Source organism: Alterotamlana spongicola, assembly GCF_035818475.1.
GTDB lineage: Bacteria > Bacteroidota > Bacteroidia > Flavobacteriales > Flavobacteriaceae > Cognatitamlana.
The window spans coordinates 2360064-2385754 of sequence record NZ_JAYMGV010000001.1; the positions used below are offsets into that span (position 1 = coordinate 2360064).

Genomic DNA, 25691 nt, shown 5'->3' on the forward strand with positions numbered 1-25691 from the left:
TTATCTTCTTAGTATTAGAGATGATGTCTGTTAATTAATTTTAATCGGTAATTAAAGATTATTTCCACTTAATATTGCAGCCTATACTTGGTTTTTGAATGCTTTTATTTTCGTTCCCTTCGATTAAACAATCCAGAGCATGCCTTAAATCTTCACCCGTAACGGGAAGCCCGTTTCCGGGTCTGGAATTATCAAGCTGACCTCTATAGCGTAATTCCAAATTTTTGTCAAAGGCATAAAAGTCTGGAGTACATGCAGCATCATAAGCTTTTGCTATAGCCTGACTCTCATCGTATAAATAAGGAAAGGGATAATCCTCATTTTTAGCATGTATTTTCATCTTTTCAGGAGCGTCTTGTGGATAATTAATAACATCGTTACTCGAAATTGCTACAAAGGCTATGCCATATTTTTCATAGCTATTTGCAATTGATACTATTTCTTTATTTACATGAATAACAAAAGGACAATGATTACAAATAAACATAATTACCGTTCCTTTTTTTCCTTTTAGACTATTAAGGTTTACTACCTGATCACTTACGGTATCTGGTAATTCAAAATAAGGGGCGTTAGTGCCTAAAGGAAGCATGTTTGACGGAGTACGGGCCATAATAAAATGTTTATTCAAAGTTCGTGATAATTTGTATTTTTAAAAAATGAAAGACAGGATAACTTTTGAAAACTTCTCTAAGATTGATTTAAGGATTGGAACAATTATAGAAGTTCGTGATTTTCCGGAAGCCAGAAACCCCGCTTATAGATTGACCATTGATTTTGGAGAACTCGGGATTAAAAGATCTTCTGCGCAAATAACATTACTATATAAAAAAGAAGATTTACTAAATAGGCAAATTATAGCTGTTGTTAATTTTCCAAAAAAACAAATTGCAACATTTATGAGTGACTGTTTAGTACTTGGAGCAGTAAAAGGAAAAGAGGTGATTTTGTTAAATCCAGAGAATAAGATAAAAAATGGAACGCCTGTTAATTAGTCTATGCAAGAATTAGATAATGTTGAGATTAATTTTGATAATAACGGACTCTGGGTTTTAAACATAGCACTTGCTGTTATAATGTTTGGTGTTGCATTAGGTATAACCATTGATGATTTTAAGCAGATACAAAAACAGCCTAAATTAGTTTTAGTTGGGGTTTTATCCCAATTTGTTTTGTTGCCTTTACTCACGTTTCTTTTGATATTGTTTTTAAAACCACAGCCCAGTATAGCGTTAGGTATGTTTATGGTTGCTGCGTGCCCGGGAGGGAATATCTCCAATTTTATGACCCATTTAGCAAAAGGGAACACAGCACTTTCAATTAGCCTTACTGCACTTGCAACTTTTTTAGCTGTACTAATGACACCTTTTAATTTTCAATTGTATAGCAAACTGTATGAGCCTACATCCCAGATTTTAAAGAGCGTACAATTAGATGTTTTTGATTTAATTAATCTTGTTTTTCTAATTCTGGGGATACCATTAATATTTGGTATGCTATTAAGACATAGAAAAGAAGCTCTAGCTATAAAGCTATCAAAAAGCCTAAAGCCTCTATCAATAGTCGTATTTTTAGTAATTGTTGTGGTAGCTTTTTCAAAAAACGTTGATGTTTTTAATAATTATATTCACCATGTATTATGGATTGGGATTGGTCATAATATTTTGGCTATTGTATTGGGTTTTACTGTTGCAAGGTTTTTTGGATTGTCTTTTAAGAATCAAAAAACTATGGCTATTGAAACAGGAATCCAAAACTCAGGCCTGGGTTTGTTATTAATTTTTTCATTTTTTGATGGTTTGGGAGGTATGGCTATTTTAGCTGCATTTTGGGGGATATGGCATATTATTTCCGGCTTGTTGTTAGCATCATATTGGTCTAAGCAAAAACTATGAAGTATTTGAAATATATATGGCTCGCTTATATTAGGATGTATTTAAATCTTGGCATGTTTTTTTATTTCAAACGCATAGCAATTTATAATATTCAAAACATCCCAAAAAATAAACCTGTTTTATTATTAAGTAACCATCAGAATGCATTATTGGATGCTCTTTTAATAGCTGTTAAGGGTGAGAGATTTTCATACTTTTTAACCAGAGCCTCGGTTTTTAAACATGCCTTTGTGGCAAGTTTTTTAAAAAGTTTACAGATGCTTCCTGTTTATAGAATAAGAGATGGGAGGGAACATTTATCAAATAATAATCTAATTTTTGAAAAATGTGCAACTCTTTTACACAATAATGAAGCTGTTGTTCTTTTTCCCGAAGGCAATCATAATTTAAAACGTACTGTAAGGCCTTTAAGCAAAGGCTTTACCAGAATAGTATTAAACACTTTGGAAAAGTATCCTGATACAGATTTACAATTACTTCCTGTAGGTTTGAATTTTGATAAAGCTAAAAATTTTCCCGATCAGGTTTCAATGTATTTTGGAGCGTCAATTAATGCCAAAGCATTTATTTCAGGAAATAAAAATGAAGATGTATTAAAATTGAAAACTAAAGTACAAACCGAGCTATGTAAACTAACAACACATATTCCAGTGGATCAATATGATGAAACGCTTAATAAATTAGAACATTTAAATGCTAATTTTTTAAATCCCAAAGCCGTAAATCGTTGTATTGAAAATAATTTTGAGAGCTGCAAATTTAACCAATCTAAATCTGTTAATGCCCTTCAGAAGGTAACTGAAATACTTTTAATTTTTAGTTTCATTGTTCCTTATATAATTTGGAAATTTTTAGTTAAGCCAAAAATAAAAGAGTTAGAATTCATCTCAACGTTCAGGTTTGCCATTGCCATTACTTTGGCTCCAATTTATTTACTGATTACAACTATTATAGTTATAAATTATTTAGGGTTGCTTTCAGGTTTATTGTTTTTGGTTTTAACGCTTGCCATTACATTATGTGCGGTTAAGCTATAACTCTTCTCTAAAGAAAATGGCGTTCATCATTAATTTGTTTGTCCCGTACCAAAAAGCCCTAAAGTTCGTGTTATCAGTAAATACAGCAACTTTACCTTTACCATATTTTTTGATTTGAAAAGGCACAGTTCCACTGAGGCTATCTAAATTTGGTTTTGAAATATAACCGCTTAAAAGCGGCTTTTTGTTGTAAATAATTGGATTGTTATAACTATTCTTATCAGGCTCAATGAATATGGTTGTATTTCTGAATAGGGCAATTTTTTCATTTTTATACCCGTAATTAATAGGGTGTGACCGGTCTATTTTAGCTTCAAAAATGGCTCCGTTTATTTTTTGAGCATCTTTGAAATCCTGTTTGTTTTCAAACGATATATTGTTTGCGGACCGTTCCATCTTTTTAAAATTTAATGGAATAAACCCTTTAGAGTTTAATAGTTTGACAGTGTTTCTAAACCCAATTAGAGTACCTCCGTTTTTTGTCCAGACCTTAAGTTTGGAAACTATAGTGTCGCTAAGTGATTTCGTATTTGGAATTATAATAGTGTTATAACGGCCTAAATTAACATCAATAATATCTTTAAGGTCTAATTTAGCTGATGGTATTTTATATCTGGTATCAAGCAAGTGCCATATTTCTCCTGCATCATAAGAGGAGGTTCCCTGTCCAACAAGTAATCCTATTTTTGGGGCTTTTAACGTACTGAAATTTCTACTTCCCAGATCTATACCAGTAGTTAAACTCGTATTAACCGCATCAATTTGTAAGTGACTATCTTGAGCCAGGTCATCTAAAAAATTATATAAGGTGTCAGGTGATAGTTTTTGATTTTGAACAGGTATTAAAATAGTTCCATAATCATAGTCTTTCTCATTTATTCTGAAACGTTTTTTTGCAACCTTAGCTCTTATACCTTTATTTAATATCTGGTATAAAACTTTTGGTGTATAGTATTCATGCCATTCCATAAGATAGGCATAGTTACTTGATTCATTAACACCACCAGGCTTTAAACTGAGGGCTTTAACTTCATCCCCTAAATGCTTTATTGGTATATTATTAGCGTAATCAACATTAAATGCCAATGGAAATGTCCATGCAGATATATCATAAAACAAGCTGTCTTTGAATGAGGTTCGTTTTTCAAACATGGCATTAAGAAGACGTATGTTTTTTTGATTTTTAGGAACAACGTAGCTATAACCTTTTTTAAACGATTTTTGGTTTATGGTTATGTCTTTTTTTAATTCATGAATTTTTATATTTTGACGTTTTAAGATTTCAGCCAAATGATAGGTTTTCGCGGCGTCTTTTTGATCTCCAAAAACAATGGCTTTGTTTTTATTAATAGCACTTTCTATTCTAGAGTTTTTGAAAAAATTATATTGGTACTTTAAAATATCAGTACGCATATTTTTAGCAGCATCTAATGTTGAAAGTGCTGTTGTAAATTGGTTTCTAATAGTAAATGAGAAAGTTAAAATGCCATTATCACTTTCTTGTATATGCCCTCTTGAGCTGGCTTGTTCAAATAAAATCCCAATACCTCCATTTATATCCGGAAGGGTGGAACCTTTTCCGTAATAAAAATCATCATAGTTCTCTTCAGTAAAATATAATGACCCTATTTTGTTAAGTGCGTTAGCATGGTAGTTTCCAATTTTTTTGGTGAGCTCCTGGTTCGATTTTGGGGTTAAAGGATGTGTTCTTGAAGGCACGCCCGGTTGGAAAAAGAATGTAGAATTGGTACCCATTTCATGATGGTCTGTTAGGATATTTGGTAGCCATTTGTGAAAAGTTTCTATTCTAACTTTTGATTCTGGTAACTGAACCGGTAACCAATCACGATTCATATCAAACCAATAATGATTAGTTCTACCTCCAGGCCATATTTCATGATATTCTCTGTCATTAGGGTCCGGATTTAAATTCATATTTCTATTGGTATTAGCCCAATAGGCAAAGCGCTGCAAACCGTCAGGATTTAATGATGGATCAAATAAAATAACTGTTTTGTCTAAGAGTTCATTTATGTAATTGCCTTCAGCAGCAGCTAAATAATAAGCTACTAGCATACCTGCATTTGAACCGCTTGGTTCATTTCCATGAATGGAATAGCCCTGATAGACTATTATTGGTCTTTCTAAAAGATTTGATTCATCATTTTCTGTAGCTTTTATATGTACTTCTCTAATTTGTTCTATTTGAGTATGGTTTTTTGGAGAAGTAATGGTTAATAATAGTAAAGGTCTTCCCTCAAAAGTACCTCCTCTGTTTTCTATGGATACTCTATCGGAAGATTTTGCTAAAGCGTACATATACTGTACCAGCTTGTCATGAGTAATATGCCATTCACCAACTTGATGGCCAATAATGCTTTCCGGAGTTGGAATACTAGGATTATAGGTTATATCCTGAGGTAAATAATATGATAAATCAATTTTTTCCTGAGCGTTTAACAATGAAAAAAATAAGCATATAAAGAGGCAATACTTCATAATAAAAAGTAGTTTTTAGAAAAGCTAAAGATAAAAAAAACCGCTACAGTAAAATGTAACGGTTTTATATTAATGATAATCTTTTGAATTATATATCGTCAAAATCAATATCTGTAAAACTTTCCGGAGTTTTTAATTGATCTTCAGTAACTCTGGGAGCTGCTGCATCATTATTATATTCTTTTTTAAAATCTTTTTGGTGACGTTCACTTATTACTTCATTACCTTTTTCACTAATGATGTAATCGGTCATTTCAGCTAAAATGTCTTTAAATTCAGCAAAGTCTTCTTTGTAGATATAAATTTTATGTTTTTTATAATGAAAGGAGCCATCATCATTGGTAAACTTTTTACTTTCAGTAATAGTTAAGTAATAATCTTCAGCTTTAGTTGCTCTAACATCAAAAAAATAGGTGCGTCTACCCGCTCTTAATACCTTCGAAAAAATTTCCTCTTTCTCCATCATACCGTTATTATTCATAATTGAATTTAGTTTATTGAGTTTTCATTAACTGTATCAAAAATCTAAAAAAAACCAATACTAACCAACAAATTGTAAGATTTCTTTTTAAAATGTTGATTTTTAATGCTTTAAATTTAATTAAAAGTTAAGATTTATAGTCTGAGTATTATTTTGTTAATTGGAAATGGTTTCACTTAATTGTTTTAAGTAAAGGTGTTTGTAATAGCCATCAATATTTATTAAACTTTCATGAGTGCCCTCCTGAACAATTTTACCATCATCTAAAACAACAATTTTGTCGGCATTTTTTGCTGAAGATACCCGATGACTTACTATTATAGATGTTCTCCCTTTTGAAAATTTATTGAGATTTTTTAATATTTTTTCTTCGGTTTCAGTATCTACAGCAGATAGGCAATCATCAAATAACAAAATCTTAGGCTTTTTAATGATAGCTCTTGCTATAGAAACACGCTGTTTTTGGCCTCCCGATAAGGTTATACCCCGTTCTCCCAGAACAGTATCATAACCTTTATTGAATTTGATGATGTTTTTATGTACCTGAGCTCTTTTTGCAGCTTCAATAACATCATCATCAGTAGCTTGTTGATTACCAAATTTAATATTGGTCTTTATAGAATCAGAAAACAAGAAAGCGTCTTGAGGGACATAACCAATACTATCTCTCAAATCCATTAAGTTAAGCTGGTTAACCTCAATACCATTAATTGTTATTGAACCTTTATCAATATCATAAAGTCTGCCGACCAGGTCCAGAATAGTAGATTTTCCTGACCCTGTTTTTCCTAAAATAGCTAGAGTTTCTCCTTCCTTTATACTGAAGCTTACTCCTCTAAGTGCTTGAATATTAGTGTCGTCATAAGTAAACCATACATTGTTAAAAACAATGTTGCCTGTAATATTTGTATGATGATCTACAGAATTTTTAATTTCAGGTTCAATTTTTAAAAACTCATTAATCCGTTTTTGAGAAGCTTCAGCCTGCTGAACAATTGATGTTACCCAGCCTACAGTAGCTACAGGCCATGTTAGCATATTTACATAAATAATAAATTCTGCAATGGTGCCAATACTTTCAATTTCACCATTAATATATTGCATACCTCCAACATATATAACCAATAGGTTACTGGTTCCAATCAGTAATATCATCATTGGAAAAAACCAGGCTTGTACTTTAGTTAAATCTATTTGTTTTTCTTTGCTTTCAGCTGCAAGTGTTTTAAAGCTCACAGAGGTTTGAGGTTCTATCCCATAAGCCTTAATCACTGAAATACCACTAAAAGATTCTTGAGTAAACGTTGAAAGCTTAGAAAGGTATTCTTGTACAATGGTACTGCGTTTATGTATTTCTTTACTTAATTTATAAATGATAACGGATAATATAGGTAAAGGTATTATGGTATATAAAGTGAGTTTTGGTGATGCATTTATCATATATATAATGACAATTATAAATAAAGCAACAGTATTAATACTATACATTAAAGCCGGGCCGGCATACATACGTACTCTACCAACATCCTCTGTGATTCTATTCATCAGATCACCAGTCCTGTTTTTTTTGTAAAAATTCAATGAAAGCTTTTGATATTGTTCATAGATCTCATTTTTTAAATCGTATTCTATATAACGAGATACATTTATGATGGTCTGTCTCATGAAAAAAGTAAGTATGGCACCAACCAGAGCAGCTCCAATTATATAGAAAATAGCTTCAGCTAAATCACTTTTAAAAACATCTTTGGTAATTGACTGATCAAAATAACTCTCAACAGCTATAAATATTTTTTTTACATAACGGGGGGTGTATAATAAAAATAACCGGGCTACAATTGTAATAATTGAACCTAAAATAAGATGAGTTTTATATTTATAGAAGTATTTATTTAAATGTTGTAATTCTTTCATTTATACAAATAAAGATAGAGAACAAATATAGGGTATAAAAGATAATCGTGACAGTTGTAGCTATGAGTTAATTGTTAAATATAGCTTAAAGTATTAATGATAATTAAATGGATAATAGCTCATGTTTTTTTAAATATAGTGTTATTTTTGCGCCAGGAAAGACAATGAAAACCTTCATGATTTTTTAATTAAAGTTCTTTGTAATGATGTTAAACAGAAGACATATTCGCGTAAAAGTAATGCAAACTATGTACGCTTTTAAAGGAAGTGAAAGTGATGATCTAAGTAAGGATCAAAAGTTTTTATTATTTAGTATTGACAATATGTACAATTTGTACCTTTTATTAATGTCTTTGTTAATAGAAGTTCAAAATAGAGCTGAAAATGACTTACAAAAGAAACAAAACAAACACCTGGCTACCAAGGAAGATAAGAACCCTAACAGAAAGTTTGTAAATAATCAATTATTACAACTTTTAAAAGAAAACCCTCAACTTAAGGAGCAATTGGAGATTAATAAAATTAACAATTGGGAGTTAGATGGTGAGTATATAGATGTGATTTTCAAAGAAATTATGGCAAGTAATCTTTATAAAGATTATATGAAAACCAGAGTTTCTGATTTTAAGGAAGATAAAGATTTTATAGTTGATATTTTTAAAGAAATCATTGCTCCAAACGATAAGCTATATGATTATTTAGAAGATAAAAACTTAACTTGGTTGGATGACCTCCCCACTGTAAATACCACTATTTTAAAGCTGTTGAGGAAAGTTAAGGGTACTTCACCTGAAAGTCATTTTACCCCAAAGCTTTATAAGGATTCTGAAGATAAACAATTTGCAATTGATTTATTCAGGAAAACACTTTTAAACAGATCTGCTATTAATAAAGAAATTGGACTAAAAACTAAGAATTGGGATGCAGACCGAATTGCTAGTGTAGATTATGTATTGTTGCAAATGGCTATTTGTGAATTAAAAAAATTCCCATCTATTCCTGTGAAAGTAACTATTAATGAGTATTTGGAAATATCAAAAGAATATTCTACGCCAAAAAGCAGTATATTCATTAATGGTATACTGGATAAGTTGGTAAAGGAGTATGAATCAACCGGAGAATTAAAAAAAGTAGGTCGCGGATTGATGTAAGATATCTGCTAATAAAGAAACAAAAATTTTTAATCGATTAAATTATTACTATTTTTACGCTCCAAATCAAAAATTAATGAATATGAAAAAAATAATTTTAGGATTATCTGCATTATGCTTAATAGCATTTTTATCTTGTAAAGACAATGCAGCTAAGAAAATTGAGGAGAGTAATATTGCAGCAGCAGCAGAAAGAGATGCAAACGCCTCAAAATTTCCGATAATAGAGTTTGATAAAAAAGAACATGACTTTGGAGAAATTGAAGCAAAAACTGCTGTAGAAACAGTTTTTAAATATAAAAACACTGGGAATGCACCATTAGTAATAACTGATATTAAAAGTTCTTGTGGCTGTACAGTGCCTCAAGATTGGAGTAGAGAACCTTTAGCACCTGGGGCTTCAGGAGAATTTACGGTGAAGTTTAATGGTAGTGGAACAAATAAAGTTTCTAAAACAATTACGGTTACTGCAAATACAGAAAAAGGTTCAGAAGTTGTTAAAATTACTGCATTTGTAAAACCAGACCCTAACAAAGTTAAACCAACAGCTAAAAGCTAAATTTATATAAAATGGGAGAAGGAGGAATAGGTAGTTTAATACCATTCGTATTAATGTTTGTGGTAGTGTATTTCTTTATGATTGCACCGCAAATGAAACGTGCAAAAAAAGAAAAGAAATTTGCAGCCGAATTAAAACGAGGCGATAAGGTTATAACCAAAAGCGGATTGCATGGTAAAATTGCAGAATTGAATGATAAGGATAACAGTTGTATTATAGAAACTATGGCTGGAAAACTTAAGTTTGACAGATCTGCTATTTCTATGGAAATGAGTAATAAGCTAAATGCTCCGGCTAAATAATAAATTAATCTATTTTAGATTAAAAAAAAGCTTCTCTATATGAGAAGCTTTTTTTATGTTGTTTATTGTCAAAAAAGGGATGTACTATAGTAAGCCTTCAATGGAAAGATAACGTTCACCGGTATCATAATTCATGGTAAGTACAACGTCTTCAGGTTTGAAGTTAGGTAATTGTTTTCTAACAGCAGCTAAAGAGGCCCCTGTAGAAATACCTACCAAAATACCTTCTGTTTTGGCAATGTTTTGAACTTCAGCAAAAGCTTCTTCTTTTGTAATCCTTATGGCGCCGTCTATCGATTCTTTATTAAAGACTTCCGGAAAGAATCCCGGTCCAATGCCTTGTAATGGGTGTGGCCCAGGTTCTCCACCAGAGATTATGGCAGAATCATCAGGTTCAACGGCAAGTGCTGTTAAATTTGAAAATTTCTCTTTTAATACTTCAGCTATTCCCGTAATATGCCCTCCGGTCCCTACACCTGTAATGAGATAGTTAATGCCTTTAGGGAAGTCTTCAATAATTTCTAGTGCTGTAGTATTACGGTGAATTTCCGGATTTGCCGGATTAGTAAATTGTGAAGGCATCCACGCATTCTTATTATTTGTCACCAATTCATTAGCTTTATCAATAGTACCACCAAGCCCTAATTCCTTAGGTGTTAATACAAGGTTTGCACCATATGCAGCCATTAAAGCTCTTCTTTCAACAGACATAGACTCTGGCATAACCAAGGTGAGCTTATAATTTTTTACCGCGGCAACCATGGCTAAACCTATACCGGTATTGCCGGAAGTGGGTTCGATAATTTCCGTGTCTTTGGTTAAAAGGTTCCTTTTTTCAGCATCTTCGATCATTGATAACGCAATTCTGTCCTTAATACTACCTCCGGGATTAGATTTTTCTAGTTTCATCCAAACATTTGCATTTGGGAATAATCTACTTAAACGCACTGTTGGAGTAGAACCAATATCTTCTAAAATAGTATTGATCTTCATAAGGTTTTATTATTTGTTGGTTAGTCTAATGATTTTTGTATTTGTCATTTAAGCCGATATTTTTTAAAATCATGGGCTCTATTTTTTGTAAACGACTTTGCTTGGTTGCCTCACGTTTTGCAGAATCTATATACTCACAATATTCACGTTGTTTATAATTGGATAAGCTATCAAAACCAGACTTTAACTCAGGATTTGAATCCAAGGCCTCCTGCAATTCTTTTGGGATAATGGTCTCCTTTTTAGATCGGTCTGGTTTTAGTTCTTTTCCTAATTTTTGATTTTCAATAGCCTCTTTAATATAAGCTAAAACAGTTTGTTTATTAATGTCGTTAATAGTTTCAAAACGCATTTGACGCATAGCCTTTGTTTTCCCATCTTGAGCATTTTTAAGAAGCTTTTTAGGGTCTTTTAAAAACACGCCATTAAAAAACCAAACACCAAAATGGTTTTTAAAAGCTCCGATGCTTAATACATTTTTATTCTTTAATGTATAAACAGGAGCACTCCATTTTATCGTCTCTTCTAATTCGGTTGACAAGATAATAGAACGTAATAATTCCAGAGCTTCGGCATAGTGTGGCTGACTTTCAATATAGTCTTCTACAGAGTGTACTTTTTTCAAGATTTAAAATTTAATAGGTGTTTATTGATTGCTAATATGACTTACTCTAAAGTTGCTGTATGTTCTGTATGGTCTCTAGACCAAATTTTATACCTAACTTCGTATTCTTTAGGTGTGTAAACAACAATTGGTAGCTTGCTGTTGTATCTTATAATCTCGCTGGCAGATGTTATAAATTCTTTATGGATGGAGTCATCAGGGCACGCCATTTGTGTACTCATAATAAGCCCATTAGTATTGAAATTATAAAACGAATAGCCCCAGCCAGAAACCACTTCTTTTGTAAAATCACCAGATAAGGTACTTTTATTACAATCTACTTCTGCCATTTTCCCTACATATAATTCAACTTTATAATTAGTTTCATCTTCTTTTTGAGGAATAGAAATAATATGTCTTTTAAGTACTTCAGTGGCCTTAGGGTACATACTTAAATTATGAGAAATACTTTGCTCTTGGTTCATGGTTTCTTTTGTGTCATTTTTTTGGTCCGCAGATTTTTGTGTATTACAACTTGCTAAAAATATTACCAAAATAATTATTAGTTTATACCTCATGTATTTTTCTTTTAGATTTATACCTTTTCTCTTATAGCAGTTAATTCGGCAATTTTGCATATAACTTCAGTTGCTTTTATCATGCTTTCAACGGGAACATACTCATAGCGGCCATGAAAATTATGTCCACCAGCAAAAATATTAGGACAAGGTAAGCCCATATAGCTTAATTGAGACCCATCAGTACCACCACGAATGGCTTTAATAATAGGTTCTATACCAACTTGTTTCATGGCTTCTTCAGCAATATCAACAATATGCATTACAGGTTCAACTTTTTCTTTCATATTATAGTATTGGTCTTTAATTTCGGTAGTTATCACTTCCCGTCCATATTGAGAATTAAGTTCATTGGTAAGTTTTTCCATGACTTCTTTTCGGGCTTCAAAATGCCCTTTATCATGATCGCGTATAATATATTGTAAAACAGTTTCTTCCACATTCCCTTTTATATCATGCAAATGAAAAAAGCCCTGGTAACCTTCCGTATGTTCAGGTGTCTCCATTCTGGGAAGCGAATTAATAAATTCAGTTGCGATATACATGGAGTTTATCATTTTTCCTTTAGCATAACCGGGATGTACAATTTTACCTTTAACTTTTATTAAGGCACTGGCCGCATTAAAGTTTTCGTATTCTAATTCTCCAATTTGACTGCCATCCATGGTATATGCCCAGTCAGCCCCAAATTTTTCTACATCAAATTTATGAGCACCCCTTCCAATTTCTTCATCGGGCGTAAAACCTATTCGTATTTTGCCATGTTTTATTTCAGGGTGGTTAATTAAGCATTCCATAGCAGAAATTATTTCACAAATTCCGGCTTTATCATCAGCTCCTAAAAGTGTTGTGCCATCTGTAGTAATTAATGTCTGTCCTATGTATAAACGCAAATCTTCAAAATAGTTAGGAGAGAGCACAATGTGTTCTTCTTTATTAAGTAAAATATCTCCTCCAAGATAGTTTTCATGAACCTGGGGGCTAACATTTGCTCCTGTAAAATCCGGAGATGTATCAAAATGTGATATAAAGCCTATAGTTGGTACGTCATAATCCACATTACTGGGTAGGGTAGCCATAATATAGGCGTTGTCATCTATACTAACATCCTGTAAGCCTATATCTTTGAGTTCTTTAGCTAATTTCTTAGCTAAATCCCATTGCTTTTTTGTGCTGGGCGTTGTATTTGATGAAGGATCAGATTCAGTGTCAACAGTAACATAACTTATAAAACGATTTATAATGTGGTCTTTTGGGATCATTTAGAATTTAGTTTAACTTATTTTATGAAAAGTTTTAATGATACATAGTATCTACATGGTGCCTCTAAAATACGATTATTAATTTTTTTAAGTATGAGAATTAACTGATTTTTTATTTACATGAATTAGACTTATTTTTGCACAAATAATACAGATGTACAAACATTTTCTTCGCCCGATATTTTTTTTATTCGACCCTGAAAAAATTCATCATTTTACATTTTCATTAATAAAAAGCACTTCTAAAATTCCAGGGGTTTCGTTTTTGTTCAGAAGCTTATATAGTGTTGAAGACAAAAGGCTGGAAAGAACCGTTTTTGGACTTACATTTAAAAACCCTGTGGGATTAGCAGCGGGTTTCGATAAAAACGCGGTGCTTTATAATGAACTTGCAAATTTTGGGTTTGGTTTTATTGAAATAGGAACAGTAACCCCTAAAGGGCAGGTAGGAAATCCTAAAAAAAGATTGTTTAGGTTAAAAGACGATCAAGGTATTATAAACCGCATGGGATTTAATAACGAAGGGTTAGAAGCTGTAATAGAACAACTCAAAGGCAATAAAAAAAAGTTAATTATTGGAGGTAATATAGGAAAGAACACAGCAACAAAACCGGAAGATTATACTAATGATTATTTAGAGTGTTTTAATGCATTACATCCTTACGTTGATTATTTTGTACTAAATGTAAGTTGTCCTAATGTGGGGAGTCATGCTAAACTAAATGATAAGGATTATTTAGAAGAGTTAATAGGAACTGTCCAAAAGGCCAACAATACATTTGAGAACCAAAAGCCTATTTTATTAAAAATAGCACCGGATTTAAACGATGGCCAATTAGACGAAATTGTAGAATTGGTTAATGATACAAATTTAGATGGTGTTATAGCTAGTAATACATCTACAGATAGGAGCCACCTGAAAGCATCTGAAGATATACTTGAAAGTATTGGGAATGGTGGATTGAGTGGACAGCCAATAAAAAATAAAAGCACCAGAGTTATAAAATATCTTTCAGATAAAAGTGGTAAATCGTTTCCAATAATAGGAGTAGGAGGGATTCATTCAGCCAAAGATGCTATTGAAAAAATAGATGCAGGGGCAGATTTAGTTCAGGTTTATACCGGATTTATCTATGAGGGGCCAGGTTTAATAAAACAAATAAATAAAGCCTTATTAAAGCGCTAATATCTATATTAATTCTATTTAATAAATTTTTTGATTAGCCTTGCGCCCAAATCATTACTTAAGATTAATACGTAACTCCCAGAAGGCAAAGTACTGACATTTATTTGTCCATTTCCATTGGAGGCCATGCTTCCATTGAAAAGTGTCTGACCTTGAAAATTGACCACTTGATAACTAATTTTACCGGTTACCGAAGATGTCATGTAAATATTTCCGTCTGATACAGGGTTAGGATGAATTTTAATGCTATCAAAGCTATAGATATTAGTTTCTGCTTCAGTTATTTCTTCATCCTCTTTAGAGTAAATAAATTGCTTCTTCTCAAAATTGAAATAAGCATACATGCGTGCCAGTTGCTGTTGTGAAAAATGAGTGCGACATGCCTTCCTTGAGTACGACATAATATTTTTGGTATCCGGGCTGTAAGTATCACCATTTGCATCAACGGCTTTACCAATATATTCGCAAAAGTTGTTTATGGTATTACTGGATAGCTTGGGGTCTGCAGGAGTATCACAAATACCATCGCCGGTTGTATCACAATTACTTCTGTCTACCAGTTCGGTAGTCGTTTCGGTATTATTTGGACCATGGGTATGTAATAGAGAGAACACGTGTCCCATTTCATGAGTTAGAGAGGAGCCATTGGTAGTACAGCTGTTTTTCATTATGATAATATGACTTCCATCTTTAACATCATTTTTACTATAACCGCAAATACTGGTTCCGGACGCATTTTCAATATGGTTGGTAAAATATATATTGATTAAGCCCGGGGTGTAATTTGTTTTGGTTAAGTTGATTTCATCTCCTTTTTTGAAATTAACATAGAGATCATTATCTATATAATCAATAGTTTGCCATAAATAAAAGTTCATATAAGCACCTCCATAGGCTACATTTAAATCCTGAATAGCCTGCTCTATATCTTGTGTGTCAATGCCACCGGTGCCATCAGAGTTTCTGATAACGTTAATTTTAATAGGAATTTTATGCTTAATCTGTGAAGATTTGTGTTTTTTGGCATAGATATGTTGTATAAAATGCTCCTCAAATGTTTTTAGCTTTGGTTTGATAGTTTTATAGTACTCAATAGATTCAGAAGTCATAATAGTTTCACAGCCTAAGTTTTCCAGGTTTTGAGCAGACATAGAAAAGCTAAGTAACGAAGAAATTAAAATAAATATAAAACTAAATGTATTCTTAAAAGGTTTCATTTGGAGCAAAACATTTACTCAAATGTATATGAATACAAATCCGATGTAAAAAAAAGCCGTCAAAAGCCAATTTAAACTCGATAAATTAAATAAAAAAGATATTTGAAACTTATTGTATAACTAATTTTTGAGTTTTAGAGATACCGTTAAAATGTTTTAATTGAAATAAATAAATGCCTTTGTTTAAAGTTTTTAAATCAATATTTATACTATTTATACCAGCTTCAACCTGAATAACTTTTACCATTTCCCCCAGTATATTATAAATTTCAATACTGTTTAATTGAAGGTTTTGAATGTTGGCAATGGTAACATTGTCTTGTGCCGGATTGGGAAATAATGTTACCTTTTCCAAAGGTTCAGTATCTTCATTGCTCAAAGTGGAACTTTCATAATTAAAAGTAACTGTACCAATTCTATGGCTCATACTGCTATTAGTACCATCAAATGGAGACATATTTGATAAACTGCTAATAACACCCTGTGGATTTGTAGCAGGATTGCTTATAGAATATCCACTACCGTCCTCTGTTCCGGCGTCATAGGGAAAAACATCAATGGTATAACTAGCTTTCCAACCATTGTTAACAGCATTATTACCCGATCTTAGATTTTCACTATTTACAGCTATAAACCAATCCGGACTGGGGGCTATCATGGTTGCTAAGCTTACAAGAGGATAAGCTTCACTGATATCAATATTCTGAGAGATTGTTCCCTGTGCTGCTCCTAATCCACTGCCAATAACAAACTTGTCGGCATCAGCATTAGCTGTGACCTCGCTTTCAAAAGCACTGGTGCTTCCCGTTTCTGCAATATTCTCAATTCCTGTGGAAGCCATAGTATTCATCTCTAAAATACTGTTGACCGTTTTATGTGTTGCTATGGCCAAAGGAGACCAATGTGGAGAATCTGGCATAGCAATGGTACTTATTCCATTTACAGGGTCAGCTGCAGGTGTTTCCCAAAAACTTTCAAATACAATAGTATAGGTCGCTGTACTTTGGCTAAATACCAATGAGTTCAATAACAAAGTGAAAAGTAAAGTAAAGTTTTTCATAGCTTAAAAGTTTAGTATAATATTGAGTCGGACAACATAGTACTATGCTTACATAAATTTATTTGTTTATATCATAGCACGGTAATATTTAGAGGCATATCTTTTCAAAAAAATAGTAGTATTTTTATCTCCTTATTTGAGAGTATGCCAAATCCAATTAAAATTATTGAATGCCCGCGAGATGCTATGCAAGGTATAAAACAGTTTATTCCAACTGAGCAAAAGGTACAGTATATTCAGTCTTTATTACGTGTTGGATTTGATACCATTGATTTTGGAAGTTTTGTATCCCCAAAGGCCATTCCTCAAATGGCTGATACAGCTGAGGTTTTATCTCAACTGGATTTAAGTAAAACAACAAGTAAGCTCTTGGCAATAATAGCCAATATAAGAGGGGCTCATGATGCTAGTCAATTTGGTGAGATTGATTATTTAGGTTACCCGTTCTCAATCTCAGAAAACTTCCAAATGCGTAATACGCATAAAACTATAGCGCAATCTGTGGAAACTCTTTCAGAGATTTTAAACATTGCTGACAAGGCTAATAAGGAGGTGGTAGTATATATTTCAATGGGCTTTGGTAATCCGTATGGAGATCCCTGGAATGTAGATATAGTTGGGCAATGGACAGAAGTACTGGCAAACATGGGAGTAAAAATCTTATCATTAAGTGATACCGTTGGTACCTCAAACCCAGAAACTATAAACTATTTATTTTCAAATTTGATTCCTCGTTATCCCCATATAGAATTTGGTGCACATTTACATACGGTACCATCTACCTGGTTTGAGAAAGTTGATGCTGCTTATAAAGCTGGTTGTAACCGCTTTGATGGAGCCATTCAAGGCTTTGGAGGGTGCCCTATGGCAAAAGATGAACTTACCGGTAATATGCCCACAGAAAAACTACTATCATACTTCACGTCAAAGCAGAATAATCAATTAAATGCACTTAGTTTTGAGAGTGCCTATAATGAAGCTTCTAAAATATTCAACGCTTTTTATTGATTTTTTTAGACTGTAAATTACTGTAAATAAATTGATTGAAAATTTATGTTAAAGTTTATTTAAATTTAATCTAAATAAACTTTGCTTAAGTAATTATGAGTTTTATATTTGCAACTTCAAATTAACAATTATTTGTAATCAGTCTAAATAAAAACAACAAATCGAACTTAAAAATGAGAAAATTAACTTTACTTTTTTCAATCTTACTTGCCACATTTTCGGGGGCACAAACGGTACAGGATTCTATTACTTTTGATCCGCAAAAACAATTAAATGCAGCACAACGTATCCTTTCTGGTAATTATGGTAAAGCTGTAACTGTAGGCGCTTATGGAGAGCTAACTTATAATCAGCCTGAAGGGCAAAGCGGAGAGCTGGATGTGCAACGTTTAGTATTACTTTTTGGATATAAATTCAATGACAAAACACAGTTTGTAACTGAGGTTGAGTTTGAACATGTTAACGAAGTGTTTGTAGAACAGGCTTTTATAAATTATAATGTTGCATCAAACACAAGTTTACGAGGAGGATTAATGTTAGTACCTATGGGTATTGTTAATGAGTTCCACGAACCAACAACATTTAATGGTGTTGAAAGACCGGCAATGGATAACGTTATAATTCCAACCACATGGAGAGAAATAGGGGTAGGTGCAACAGGTAGATTCAATGAAATTTCATTAGGCTACCAAGCATATGTTTTTAATGGTTTTAAATCTTCAGAAGCAGATGGTCAAGGAGGCCTTACCGGATTATTAAAAGGATCAAATGGTTTACGTGGTGGTCGTCAAAAAGGAATAAAATCTACAGTCAGTAGCCCAACATTATCAGCAAAACTTGATTATTATGGTATTCCTGGCTTACGTTTAGGGCTTTCAGGGTATTTTGGTGATACTCAAGTAGAAGATGATGTTAAAGATATTGACGGGTCAGTTATTGGTGTTTCAATGATAGGTCTAGATGCACGTTATGCGTATCAGCGTTTCACTGCTCGTGGACAATATATTAACGCTCAACTTTCAGGAACAGAGGCATACAATAATGCAACAGGTAAAGATTTAGGTAGTGCATTAGAAGGTTGGTATTTAGAGGCAGCATATAACCTATTACCACAAGAAAAATCACAACGCTTATTTGCCTTTGCAAGATATGAACAATATGACACGCATGCCAAAACAGCTGGTGATTTAGAGCGTGATGATGCGTATAACAGAAATGATATAACAACAGGATTAAGCTATCACATTGCTCCGGGAGTTGTGTTAAAAGGAGATTATCAATTTAGAGATAATGCTGTTTCAGGAGGAGATGTAGCTAACAGACTTAATTTTGGTATAGGCGTTTGGTTCTAACCATTTAGTTTTGTGACTTCTTTAAATAAAAAGAAGTTTAAAAATAATTTGGGCGTTACCCAAAGGGTCGGGCTTTCGGCAGTCGCTCTTTTCAAGGAGCTCCAACAAATGCCTTAATCCCTAACGCAAAACATGCCAAAGGCAATTACCAAGAAATAATACTTGGTAATTGCCTATTTGGTATTTTACTTGTAAGAACAATAAAAAACAATACTTTTGTAAGATGAGATTCAGATACATTTCAATAGCAATTTTAACTTTATGCTTAATGTCTTTTGGACTGCCAAAAAACATTCAAAAAAAAGTTAATAAAGAAATTGTGAAAACGTTTAATGTAGAAGCATTCAATTTTAATAGTGTTGACATTGCTTCAGAAATCACTAAAGATTTACCTTCAAAATTTGAAGAGAATAATTTTTTTAAAATTGAGACAAGTAATCAACTCATTGGGTATGCTTATTTAGCACAGGCCCCAAGTAAAACAGCACAGTTTGATTATTTGGTTTTATTAGATAAAGATTTGGTGGTAGTAAAATCAAAGGTTTTAATTTATCGTGAAGAGTATGGTGGTGAAATTGGTAGTACAAGATGGTTAAAGCAATTTATAGGCAAAAAAGAAGGAGATCAGTTAAAGTGTGGAGATAATATTGTTGCCATTTCCGGAGCCACTATTTCAGTGAGATCTATGACTAATGCTATGAATAACCTCTTAGAATCTTTAAAAATTCTTCACAGTAAAAACATTTTATAAATGCAGTTAAACGGATTAATATTAACATTTCCAAGAGAGATTAAACTATTAATCGGTACATTTATAATAGTATTAAGTATAGGGTTTTATACGGGCTTATTGTTTGTAGGTGAAACATCTTCTGCAAATCCAAATGGCATAGAAGAACACTATTTAGGGAATGAAGCTGATGAAAATGCTGAGGTCATGCGTTTTAAAAAGAGTGATCAGGAAATGCTAACATTGGTACATAACCATATTCTTTCCATGTCTATTATTTTCTTTTTATTGGGGCTTATTGTTTCTACAACAAAACTTAATAAGAAGCTTAAGTTATTTTTGATAGTAGAACCCTTCATTTCCGTAGTACTTACTTTTGGAGGGCTTTATATGCTTTGGTCCGGAATATTATGGATGAAATATATTGTTATGTTTTCGGGCATATTAATGACATTGACATTTACAGTAGCTGTGGCAATTATTTTAAAACAGATATTTCAGCGTACATAACCTTAAATTCCCTGTTAATTTCTTAACAGAAATTAAGTACTTTAATCGGTAATTAAATTGTATATTTGCACGCAATTATAATCGTAATTGCATCATGACTGCACACCAAAATAAAATAGTAGGAGAAGGTTTAACCTACGATGACGTTTTACTAGTTCCTGCTTTTTCAGAAGTTCTTCCAAGAGAAGTCAGTATTCAAACAAAATTTACCAGAAATATAACCATCAATGTGCCCATTATATCGGCGGCCATGGATACGGTTACAGAAAGTAAAATGGCTATTGCTATGGCACAAGAAGGTGGTATAGGGGTGTTGCATAAAAATATGACTATTGAGGCTCAAGCTAATAAAGTTAGAAAAGTAAAGCGGGCAGAAAGCGGGATGATTATTGACCCTGTAACTTTGCCGCTTACGGCTAAGGTAAAGCATGCCAAACGTTATATGGCAGAGCATGGTATTGGCGGTATTCCTATTGTAGATGAAGAAGGAACTTTGAAAGGCATTGTTACCAATCGTGATTTGCGTTTTGAGCATGAAAATAAAAAACCAATTACAGAAGTTATGACCAGTGAAAACCTGGTAACCGCTTCAGTTGGAACTTCGTTGCAGGACGCCGAAGAAATCCTTCAAAAACATAAAATTGAAAAACTGTTAATTGTTGATGATAATTATAAACTATCCGGGTTAATTACGTTTAGAGATATCACAAAGTTAAGTCAAAAACCAAATGCTAATAAAGACCAATACGGACGTTTACGAGTAGCTGCAGCCATTGGTGTGACAGGAGATGCGGTTGACAGAGCAGAAGCGTTGGTAAGTGCCGGGGTAGATGCTGTAGTCATTGATACAGCACATGGGCATACCAAAGGCGTGGTTGGCGTTTTAAAAGAAATTAAGTCTAAGTTCCCGGAACTAGATGTGATTGTTGGAAATATTGCTACAGGAGCGGCAGCTAAATACTTAGTTGAAGCCGGAGCAGATGCCGTTAAAGTAGGGATTGGTCCCGGGTCAATTTGTACAACGCGTGTGGTTGCCGGAGTCGGTTTTCCTCAGTTTTCAGCAGTATTGGAAGTATCAGCAGCCATAAAAGGATCAGGAGTTCCGGTAATAGCAGATGGTGGTATTCGCTATACAGGAGATATTCCTAAAGCTATTGCAGCAGGGGCAGATACGGTTATGTTAGGTTCGCTTTTAGCAGGGACAAAAGAGTCTCCGGGAGAAACCATTATTTATGAAGGACGAAAGTTTAAATCTTACCGAGGTATGGGCTCAGTAGAAGCGATGAAACAAGGAAGTAAAGACCGGTATTTCCAGGATGTAGAAGATGATATTAAAAAACTGGTACCAGAAGGTATTGTAGGACGTGTACCATATAAAGGAGATCTGTTTGAAAGTATTCACCAGTTTATTGGAGGACTTCGTGCCGGAATGGGATACTGTGGGGCTAAAGATATTGAGACCTTAAAAGAAATTGGGCAGTTTGTAAAAATTACGGCCAGTGGGATTAATGAAAGTCATCCGCATGATGTGACCATTACTAAGGAATCCCCTAATTATTCAAGATAAAAAAGTATTTAATCAAAGAAGAAGAAATCATTAAAAAGAGGCTGTCTCAAAAGTGTCATTCTGAATGATAATGAAGAATCTCCTAAGGTAATACACTAATTTTTAAAAAAAATAAGATTCTTCGCTTCGCTCTGAATGACAAAATAAATCACTTTTTAGACAGTCTCTTTTTATTATAGTGTTTATCCTGCTTTGAAATAAGTTAATACAGGTTTTTAACTTGTTGTAAAAGTCATTTATCTATCTATTACTTTAATAAACAAGATGTCTTCAGAGTTTAATATTTCTAACTCTTTTTTAAGTTCATTTTTTTTATTGATTATTAATATTACTTTTTTTAAAAGATGCTTTTCATTAGTTATTAAGTCATTATATTTATTATTAACTTTTTTAATAATTTCTTGTTTCCTTTTTCTATAATCTTTGGTATGCTTATAAGATTTTTTGCCTTGATATATTATTTTATTATTCATACTTCTGAATTTTAGTTAAGTTCTAATATTTGGCTTAATTAAGGTTCAGCAAAGCCTAAACAAGATATAGCACTTGCTGTAACTATGGCATCAACACAAACACCAGCTAAAATACCACATGTCCATCCACAAACGCGATCCTCAAAACAACAGAAAAAGAGTTTGAAATTCGTTCTTTTGTACAGCTCCACCAACTAATTATTGTTTTGATAAAATTTTTTTTATCGAACTCTCCTGATAACTTAATGAATATGTTTCATCATTGTTTTTCCTTGCATTTAAAGAGATAAATGTTTCATTATAAACATTTTTATATTCGAATTTAACGATCTCATTGTTCAAATTGTATTTATAAATTTCAACAAATCCATAAAAATTTTCATTTTTGTTTATAAAAACTACCCTTCCAGTAATTTTATCATTTATTTTCATGAGTATCCCATACACTTTTATAGTATTTTTTCTCCTTCTGAAAAGCTTGAATAATCGAGACTTGTGATAAAATCTGGGAAGTTTTCTGATAATAAGCTAAACTCATTACTATTCTTAATTTCATTTAGTTTTGACTTTGAGTAAATTTCTAATTTTTGATCAGAGCAAGAGTGGTTTAGAATAGTTAATAATAAGAAAATAGATAACGTTATTAGTTTTTTCATAATCATTCTATGATTAATAAGTTTATATAAAACTAAATCAAAAAATGGAGATAAAACTTACCTTTTGGTAAATAACAGATTACTTTTTAAGCTTACTAAAAAAGCTTATTTAATTTGTCTTTGTAGGTTCATGACTGGATTAATGAAGTATGTGCTACAGCTATTGAGGACTTAAAAGAAACCATGTAGTTTATTAAAATAAAAGGTAGAGATATTAATGAGAGCGACTAACTATTCTCAAAAGGTGTTATGGTTTTGTATGAATTAAAAAATAATAAATACTTTATATAATATATTGAAGTATCTTGTTTTTTTTCTTTATTCTGTTAATTCAGAGTAATGATTGTTTAGAACAGATCTCTTATTTTGGTTTTGCAAAAATTACGGTTTCCTCCAAATGAATGGTATAATGGCCAAGGTAAATTTCATAATCTAAATTTAAATCCAGAATCCATTTCGGGATATTTACAAAATCGTCCATACTATGATAAATAGCAATGGCCAGTTTTGGCCTGAATTTCCTAATAGTTTTTTCAGCACCTTGTAAAGCAAGAGGTTCTGCTCCTTCAATATCCATTTTTATATAATTCACTTCTTTTATATCATGTTGAGAAACAAAATCATCAATAGAAATTGTTTTTGTCTGACCGGTTTGTTCCTCATAAGGTTCAAAATTTATAGAACTTGATGGCCCATTATCTGTGAAATAAATTTCAATATCACTTTTATTGCTAACCGGATTAGGAATTAATTCAATTCTGTCTTTTAAATGATTATTGAGGTCAATATTGGTTTGCAATATTTCGATATTATTAGGTATAAATTCAAATGTATAGACTTTGCCCTGTTTTCCAACATTATGTGCAAAGTATAATGCAGTATCGCCCCAGCAACCACCGCAATCAAGAACTGTGTCTCCTTTTTCTGCATATACAATTTTTTCTCCACTGCTCTTATAAGCATATTGCTCAAGTACAAAATCTGTTAATACCCCTTTGGGTGTATAATAGAATTCGATGTCATACCCAATTTGCTTTAAATTCATTTTATTTAGAGTATAATGCAAGAACTTAGGATTATAAGTGTCGTTGGGATCTTTTAATTTGTTTAAGGCATCAAGACGCTCCCAATAAAATGATGTATTAGTTGGAAGTTTAATTTTTTTCTGTCCCAGAATACGAAAAGCAATTAATTTTATAAGAAGGGTTTTTCCATTTTCGTCTAAACTCTTCCATAAAAATTTAAGCCCACCGGTATATTTTTTTAATAACGAGGTTGAAATAAATAAATGAGAATAACCGATCGACTTCTTGCTGCTAATTTTTACTTTTTTGATAAATTGACTCCAGGGTGTTACATGTTCAGCATGATATGTGCCAAACCTGTGTTCATCAAAATTTTCTATACCATAATTGTTTGAAACGTTTTTATTTATGGTTGACAGTAATTCTCTTTTAAAAGATTTCATTTATTATCAAGTTGATGCGACCTATTCGTTCAATTCTAAAACATGAGAGTGTTAAAATATAAAGAGGTCTAATTATTTTGCAAAGCTAAAGAATTGGTTTAATGTTTTATAAAGAAAACCATAAACTCTACATCAATCTTTCTTTCTTTCTTTCTTTCTTTCTTTAATTTTACCATTCATAAACCCATGTATAGGTTGTGTATTTACTGTTAGGGGCATCATGCAGTTTCTCATTATTTTTTTCAAACCATACTTCTCCCGCTCTGCATGTTAATCTTAATCCGTTTTTAAAATAATAAGGATCCCTGTCATGAATTCTATATGCGGCAAATTTTGCTTTCTCTTTATCAAAATATGTTAAACCCGCCAGGTCATTAGCAAAACGACCTGAAATAAAGTAAAAAGTTCCCAGGAAATAATCCTCCAGTCCGGATGATAAAAATACAGGCTCTTTAGCGCCTCCCACATAAGCTCTCATACAAGCTTCTAAAAAACTTAATTTATGCCAATCTTCTTTATAAGCCTTATCAGATTCAGCTGCCTCTCCCTGCATATACACCATATATAATAAGCCGTCTTTTTTTGTATCGCATAAATTAAATTCATCATAAGCATTTACTAATTTATCTTCAACCTTGTATAATTTCATTCTAGCATTTTCAGGTAAAGTCACACCATTTATGGTTAATGGCATATTAGTTGTTCCTCTTAAAATCCACCAAAATTGTCCTCTGTTATTGTTATTCTGAGCAGTAATTTTTATGCTTCCACCAAAAGGGATTTTAAAGGTGTTGTATACACCGCCTTTACGTCCTGTTTTACCGATGATAGATGAAGATTGAAAATTATTATCAGAATGATAGGCATTGGCAAACCCTTCTGACATTTTCATTTCTATAGATGGCTTTTTTTCACCATCTATATAGATACGTATTATAGTATTTTCTATTCCTTTAAAACCACCGCCAAACCACATATGGTGTAACAACCCTTTTCCTTTTTTTACGAAAAGCACTTCTTCTTTTCCGGAATTAAGGATTTCACTTTGCTTTCCCATTGCACTAAAAGACTCTAAGTCAGTTGCGTTTGTTTGAGAAAAACTACCTATGATACTTAGCATGGTTATCACTAATGTCATTAAAGCTTTGTTATTCATAATTTGCTTTTTATTGATAAAACAATCTAGGCC

At 32.5% G+C, this 25691-nt stretch carries 26 protein-coding genes; 12 read left to right on the top strand and 14 right to left on the bottom strand.

The window, feature by feature from the left end:
• Window positions 1–58 precede the first annotated feature (58 nt).
• Window positions 59–613 carry a thioredoxin family protein gene (locus VOI54_RS10130; RefSeq protein ID WP_326283152.1) on the bottom strand — a complete coding sequence of 185 codons (555 nt, stop codon included), beginning with the start codon at window positions 611–613 and terminating at the stop codon, window positions 59–61.
• A 46-nt stretch (window positions 614–659) separates the two neighbouring features.
• Here VOI54_RS10130 and VOI54_RS10135 point away from each other — a divergent pair, with 46 nt between their 5' ends.
• The 3 genes from VOI54_RS10135 to VOI54_RS10145 are packed head-to-tail and all read left to right on the top strand — an operon-like array spanning window position 660 to window position 2932.
• On the top strand, window positions 660–995 hold the full coding sequence (locus tag VOI54_RS10135; RefSeq protein ID WP_326282674.1) for a tRNA-binding protein: 336 nt from the start codon (window positions 660–662) through the stop codon (window positions 993–995).
• A 3-nt stretch (window positions 996–998) separates the two neighbouring features.
• On the top strand, window positions 999–1895 hold the full coding sequence (locus VOI54_RS10140; protein ID WP_326282675.1) for a bile acid:sodium symporter family protein: 897 nt from the start codon (window positions 999–1001) through the stop codon (window positions 1893–1895).
• Window positions 1896–1948: 53 nt separating this feature from the next.
• On the top strand, window positions 1949–2932 hold the full coding sequence (locus VOI54_RS10145) for a 1-acyl-sn-glycerol-3-phosphate acyltransferase (RefSeq protein WP_326282676.1): 984 nt from the start codon (window positions 1949–1951) through the stop codon (window positions 2930–2932).
• Here the strand turns inward: VOI54_RS10145 and VOI54_RS10150 are convergent.
• From VOI54_RS10150 to VOI54_RS10160, 3 genes are all read right to left on the bottom strand, one after another.
• The gene (locus VOI54_RS10150) at window positions 2927–5431 is read right to left on the bottom strand and encodes a M14 metallopeptidase family protein (RefSeq protein ID WP_326282677.1); all 2505 of its coding nucleotides are present in this window, start codon (window positions 5429–5431) and stop codon (window positions 2927–2929) included. The two genes, VOI54_RS10145 and VOI54_RS10150, sit on opposite strands and share 6 nt — an antisense overlap.
• A gap of 88 nt (window positions 5432–5519) precedes the next feature.
• Window positions 5520–5912: a PUR family DNA/RNA-binding protein gene (locus VOI54_RS10155; protein ID WP_326282678.1), complete on the bottom strand. Its 393-nt coding sequence runs from the start codon at window positions 5910–5912 to the stop codon at window positions 5520–5522.
• Between the two features lie 156 nt (window positions 5913–6068).
• A complete protein-coding gene (locus VOI54_RS10160) occupies window positions 6069–7826 on the bottom strand; it encodes an ABC transporter ATP-binding protein (protein ID WP_326282679.1) in 1758 nt (585 codons plus the stop codon).
• Between the two features lie 203 nt (window positions 7827–8029).
• Here VOI54_RS10160 and nusB point away from each other — a divergent pair, with 203 nt between their 5' ends.
• The 3 genes from nusB (at window position 8030) to yajC (ending at window position 9838) form a co-directional block, all read left to right on the top strand.
• A complete protein-coding gene (nusB, locus tag VOI54_RS10165) occupies window positions 8030–8977 on the top strand; it encodes a transcription antitermination factor NusB (protein WP_326282680.1) in 948 nt (315 codons plus the stop codon).
• An 82-nt stretch (window positions 8978–9059) separates the two neighbouring features.
• Window positions 9060–9536 carry a DUF1573 domain-containing protein gene (locus VOI54_RS10170; RefSeq protein WP_326282681.1) on the top strand — a complete coding sequence of 159 codons (477 nt, stop codon included), beginning with the start codon at window positions 9060–9062 and terminating at the stop codon, window positions 9534–9536.
• A gap of 11 nt (window positions 9537–9547) precedes the next feature.
• Complete coding sequence (gene yajC / locus VOI54_RS10175) at window positions 9548–9838, top strand: preprotein translocase subunit YajC (RefSeq protein ID WP_326282682.1); 291 nt, start codon at window positions 9548–9550, stop codon at window positions 9836–9838.
• 84 nt (window positions 9839–9922) lie between these two features.
• Here yajC and cysK read toward each other — a convergent pair whose 3' ends face one another.
• Genes cysK through pepT form a run of 4 tightly spaced genes read right to left on the bottom strand, consistent with a single transcriptional unit; the run spans window position 9923 to window position 13275 of the window.
• A complete protein-coding gene (gene cysK, locus VOI54_RS10180) occupies window positions 9923–10831 on the bottom strand; it encodes a cysteine synthase A (protein ID WP_326282683.1) in 909 nt (302 codons plus the stop codon).
• Window positions 10832–10856: 25 nt separating this feature from the next.
• Window positions 10857–11456: a YdeI/OmpD-associated family protein gene (locus tag VOI54_RS10185; protein WP_326282684.1), complete on the bottom strand. Its 600-nt coding sequence runs from the start codon at window positions 11454–11456 to the stop codon at window positions 10857–10859.
• Window positions 11457–11497: 41 nt separating this feature from the next.
• Window positions 11498–12013 (bottom strand): serine protease inhibitor ecotin, encoded by a 516-nt coding sequence (gene eco / locus VOI54_RS10190; RefSeq protein WP_326282685.1) that lies wholly within the window; start codon window positions 12011–12013, stop codon window positions 11498–11500.
• Window positions 12014–12030: 17 nt separating this feature from the next.
• Window positions 12031–13275 carry a peptidase T gene (pepT, locus tag VOI54_RS10195; RefSeq protein ID WP_326282686.1) on the bottom strand — a complete coding sequence of 415 codons (1245 nt, stop codon included), beginning with the start codon at window positions 13273–13275 and terminating at the stop codon, window positions 12031–12033.
• A 154-nt stretch (window positions 13276–13429) separates the two neighbouring features.
• Between pepT and VOI54_RS10200 the strand changes: the two genes are divergently transcribed.
• Window positions 13430–14461 (top strand): quinone-dependent dihydroorotate dehydrogenase, encoded by a 1032-nt coding sequence (locus VOI54_RS10200; protein WP_326282687.1) that lies wholly within the window; start codon window positions 13430–13432, stop codon window positions 14459–14461.
• Window positions 14462–14475: 14 nt separating this feature from the next.
• Here the strand turns inward: VOI54_RS10200 and VOI54_RS10205 are convergent, their stop codons facing one another.
• Window positions 14476–15678, bottom strand: a complete 1203-nt coding sequence (locus VOI54_RS10205; protein ID WP_326282688.1) for a zinc-dependent metalloprotease — start codon at window positions 15676–15678, stop codon at window positions 14476–14478.
• Window positions 15679–15787: 109 nt separating this feature from the next.
• A complete protein-coding gene (locus tag VOI54_RS10210) occupies window positions 15788–16738 on the bottom strand; it encodes a T9SS type A sorting domain-containing protein (RefSeq protein WP_326282689.1) in 951 nt (316 codons plus the stop codon).
• Between the two features lie 144 nt (window positions 16739–16882).
• Between VOI54_RS10210 and VOI54_RS10215 the strand changes: the two genes are divergently transcribed.
• The 5 genes from VOI54_RS10215 to guaB all read left to right on the top strand — a co-directional run bounded on the left by VOI54_RS10215 (window position 16883) and on the right by guaB (window position 21905).
• Window positions 16883–17746: a hydroxymethylglutaryl-CoA lyase gene (locus tag VOI54_RS10215; protein WP_326282690.1), complete on the top strand. Its 864-nt coding sequence runs from the start codon at window positions 16883–16885 to the stop codon at window positions 17744–17746.
• Between the two features lie 173 nt (window positions 17747–17919).
• A complete protein-coding gene (locus VOI54_RS10220; protein WP_326282691.1) occupies window positions 17920–19098 on the top strand; it encodes a porin in 1179 nt (392 codons plus the stop codon).
• Window positions 19099–19321: 223 nt separating this feature from the next.
• A complete protein-coding gene (locus VOI54_RS10225; protein WP_326282692.1) occupies window positions 19322–19849 on the top strand; it encodes an FMN-binding protein in 528 nt (175 codons plus the stop codon).
• Window positions 19850–20338 carry an Aq_1264-related membrane protein gene (locus VOI54_RS10230; RefSeq protein ID WP_326282693.1) on the top strand — a complete coding sequence of 163 codons (489 nt, stop codon included), beginning with the start codon at window positions 19850–19852 and terminating at the stop codon, window positions 20336–20338.
• Between the two features lie 94 nt (window positions 20339–20432).
• Window positions 20433–21905 (top strand): IMP dehydrogenase, encoded by a 1473-nt coding sequence (gene guaB / locus VOI54_RS10235; RefSeq protein ID WP_326282694.1) that lies wholly within the window; start codon window positions 20433–20435, stop codon window positions 21903–21905.
• 236 nt (window positions 21906–22141) lie between these two features.
• On the opposite strand, the gene VOI54_RS10240 is transcribed toward guaB, so the two are convergent.
• The 4 genes from VOI54_RS10240 to VOI54_RS10255 all read right to left on the bottom strand — a co-directional run bounded on the left by VOI54_RS10240 (window position 22142) and on the right by VOI54_RS10255 (window position 25658).
• Window positions 22142–22378, bottom strand: a complete 237-nt coding sequence (locus tag VOI54_RS10240) for a hypothetical protein (RefSeq protein ID WP_326282695.1) — start codon at window positions 22376–22378, stop codon at window positions 22142–22144.
• Window positions 22379–22576: 198 nt separating this feature from the next.
• Window positions 22577–22810, bottom strand: coding sequence for a hypothetical protein (locus VOI54_RS10245; protein ID WP_326282696.1), 234 nt, complete (start codon window positions 22808–22810; stop codon window positions 22577–22579).
• 585 nt (window positions 22811–23395) lie between these two features.
• On the bottom strand, window positions 23396–24502 hold the full coding sequence (locus VOI54_RS10250; protein WP_326282697.1) for an FkbM family methyltransferase: 1107 nt from the start codon (window positions 24500–24502) through the stop codon (window positions 23396–23398).
• Between the two features lie 169 nt (window positions 24503–24671).
• On the bottom strand, window positions 24672–25658 hold the full coding sequence (locus VOI54_RS10255; RefSeq protein WP_326282698.1) for a DUF2961 domain-containing protein: 987 nt from the start codon (window positions 25656–25658) through the stop codon (window positions 24672–24674).
• Window positions 25659–25691 lie beyond the last annotated feature (33 nt).

What these genes read in the sequence shown, in the direction of transcription:
- VOI54_RS10130 (WP_326283152.1), bottom strand. Translation starts at nt 613, where the DNA reads ATGGCCCGTACTCCGTCAAACATGCTTCCTTTAGGCACTAACGCCCCT.
- VOI54_RS10135 (WP_326282674.1), top strand. Translation starts at nt 660, where the DNA reads ATGAAAGACAGGATAACTTTTGAAAACTTCTCTAAGATTGATTTAAGG.
- VOI54_RS10140 (WP_326282675.1), top strand. Translation starts at nt 999, where the DNA reads ATGCAAGAATTAGATAATGTTGAGATTAATTTTGATAATAACGGACTC.
- VOI54_RS10145 (WP_326282676.1), top strand. Translation starts at nt 1,949, where the DNA reads ATGTTTTTTTATTTCAAACGCATAGCAATTTATAATATTCAAAACATC.
- VOI54_RS10150 (WP_326282677.1), bottom strand. Translation starts at nt 5,431, where the DNA reads ATGAAGTATTGCCTCTTTATATGCTTATTTTTTTCATTGTTAAACGCT.
- VOI54_RS10155 (WP_326282678.1), bottom strand. Translation starts at nt 5,912, where the DNA reads ATGAATAATAACGGTATGATGGAGAAAGAGGAAATTTTTTCGAAGGTA.
- VOI54_RS10160 (WP_326282679.1), bottom strand. Translation starts at nt 7,826, where the DNA reads ATGAAAGAATTACAACATTTAAATAAATACTTCTATAAATATAAAACT.
- nusB (WP_326282680.1), top strand. Translation starts at nt 8,030, where the DNA reads ATGATGTTAAACAGAAGACATATTCGCGTAAAAGTAATGCAAACTATG.
- VOI54_RS10170 (WP_326282681.1), top strand. Translation starts at nt 9,060, where the DNA reads ATGAAAAAAATAATTTTAGGATTATCTGCATTATGCTTAATAGCATTT.
- yajC (WP_326282682.1), top strand. Translation starts at nt 9,548, where the DNA reads ATGGGAGAAGGAGGAATAGGTAGTTTAATACCATTCGTATTAATGTTT.
- cysK (WP_326282683.1), bottom strand. Translation starts at nt 10,831, where the DNA reads ATGAAGATCAATACTATTTTAGAAGATATTGGTTCTACTCCAACAGTG.
- eco (WP_326282685.1), bottom strand. Translation starts at nt 12,013, where the DNA reads ATGAGGTATAAACTAATAATTATTTTGGTAATATTTTTAGCAAGTTGT.
- pepT (WP_326282686.1), bottom strand. Translation starts at nt 13,275, where the DNA reads ATGATCCCAAAAGACCACATTATAAATCGTTTTATAAGTTATGTTACT.
- VOI54_RS10200 (WP_326282687.1), top strand. Translation starts at nt 13,430, where the DNA reads ATGTACAAACATTTTCTTCGCCCGATATTTTTTTTATTCGACCCTGAA.
- VOI54_RS10205 (WP_326282688.1), bottom strand. Translation starts at nt 15,678, where the DNA reads ATGAAACCTTTTAAGAATACATTTAGTTTTATATTTATTTTAATTTCT.
- VOI54_RS10210 (WP_326282689.1), bottom strand. Translation starts at nt 16,738, where the DNA reads ATGAAAAACTTTACTTTACTTTTCACTTTGTTATTGAACTCATTGGTA.
- VOI54_RS10215 (WP_326282690.1), top strand. Translation starts at nt 16,883, where the DNA reads ATGCCAAATCCAATTAAAATTATTGAATGCCCGCGAGATGCTATGCAA.
- VOI54_RS10220 (WP_326282691.1), top strand. Translation starts at nt 17,920, where the DNA reads ATGAGAAAATTAACTTTACTTTTTTCAATCTTACTTGCCACATTTTCG.
- VOI54_RS10225 (WP_326282692.1), top strand. Translation starts at nt 19,322, where the DNA reads ATGAGATTCAGATACATTTCAATAGCAATTTTAACTTTATGCTTAATG.
- VOI54_RS10230 (WP_326282693.1), top strand. Translation starts at nt 19,850, where the DNA reads ATGCAGTTAAACGGATTAATATTAACATTTCCAAGAGAGATTAAACTA.
- guaB (WP_326282694.1), top strand. Translation starts at nt 20,433, where the DNA reads ATGACTGCACACCAAAATAAAATAGTAGGAGAAGGTTTAACCTACGAT.
- VOI54_RS10240 (WP_326282695.1), bottom strand. Translation starts at nt 22,378, where the DNA reads ATGAATAATAAAATAATATATCAAGGCAAAAAATCTTATAAGCATACC.
- VOI54_RS10245 (WP_326282696.1), bottom strand. Translation starts at nt 22,810, where the DNA reads ATGAAAATAAATGATAAAATTACTGGAAGGGTAGTTTTTATAAACAAA.
- VOI54_RS10250 (WP_326282697.1), bottom strand. Translation starts at nt 24,502, where the DNA reads ATGAAATCTTTTAAAAGAGAATTACTGTCAACCATAAATAAAAACGTT.
- VOI54_RS10255 (WP_326282698.1), bottom strand. Translation starts at nt 25,658, where the DNA reads ATGAATAACAAAGCTTTAATGACATTAGTGATAACCATGCTAAGTATC.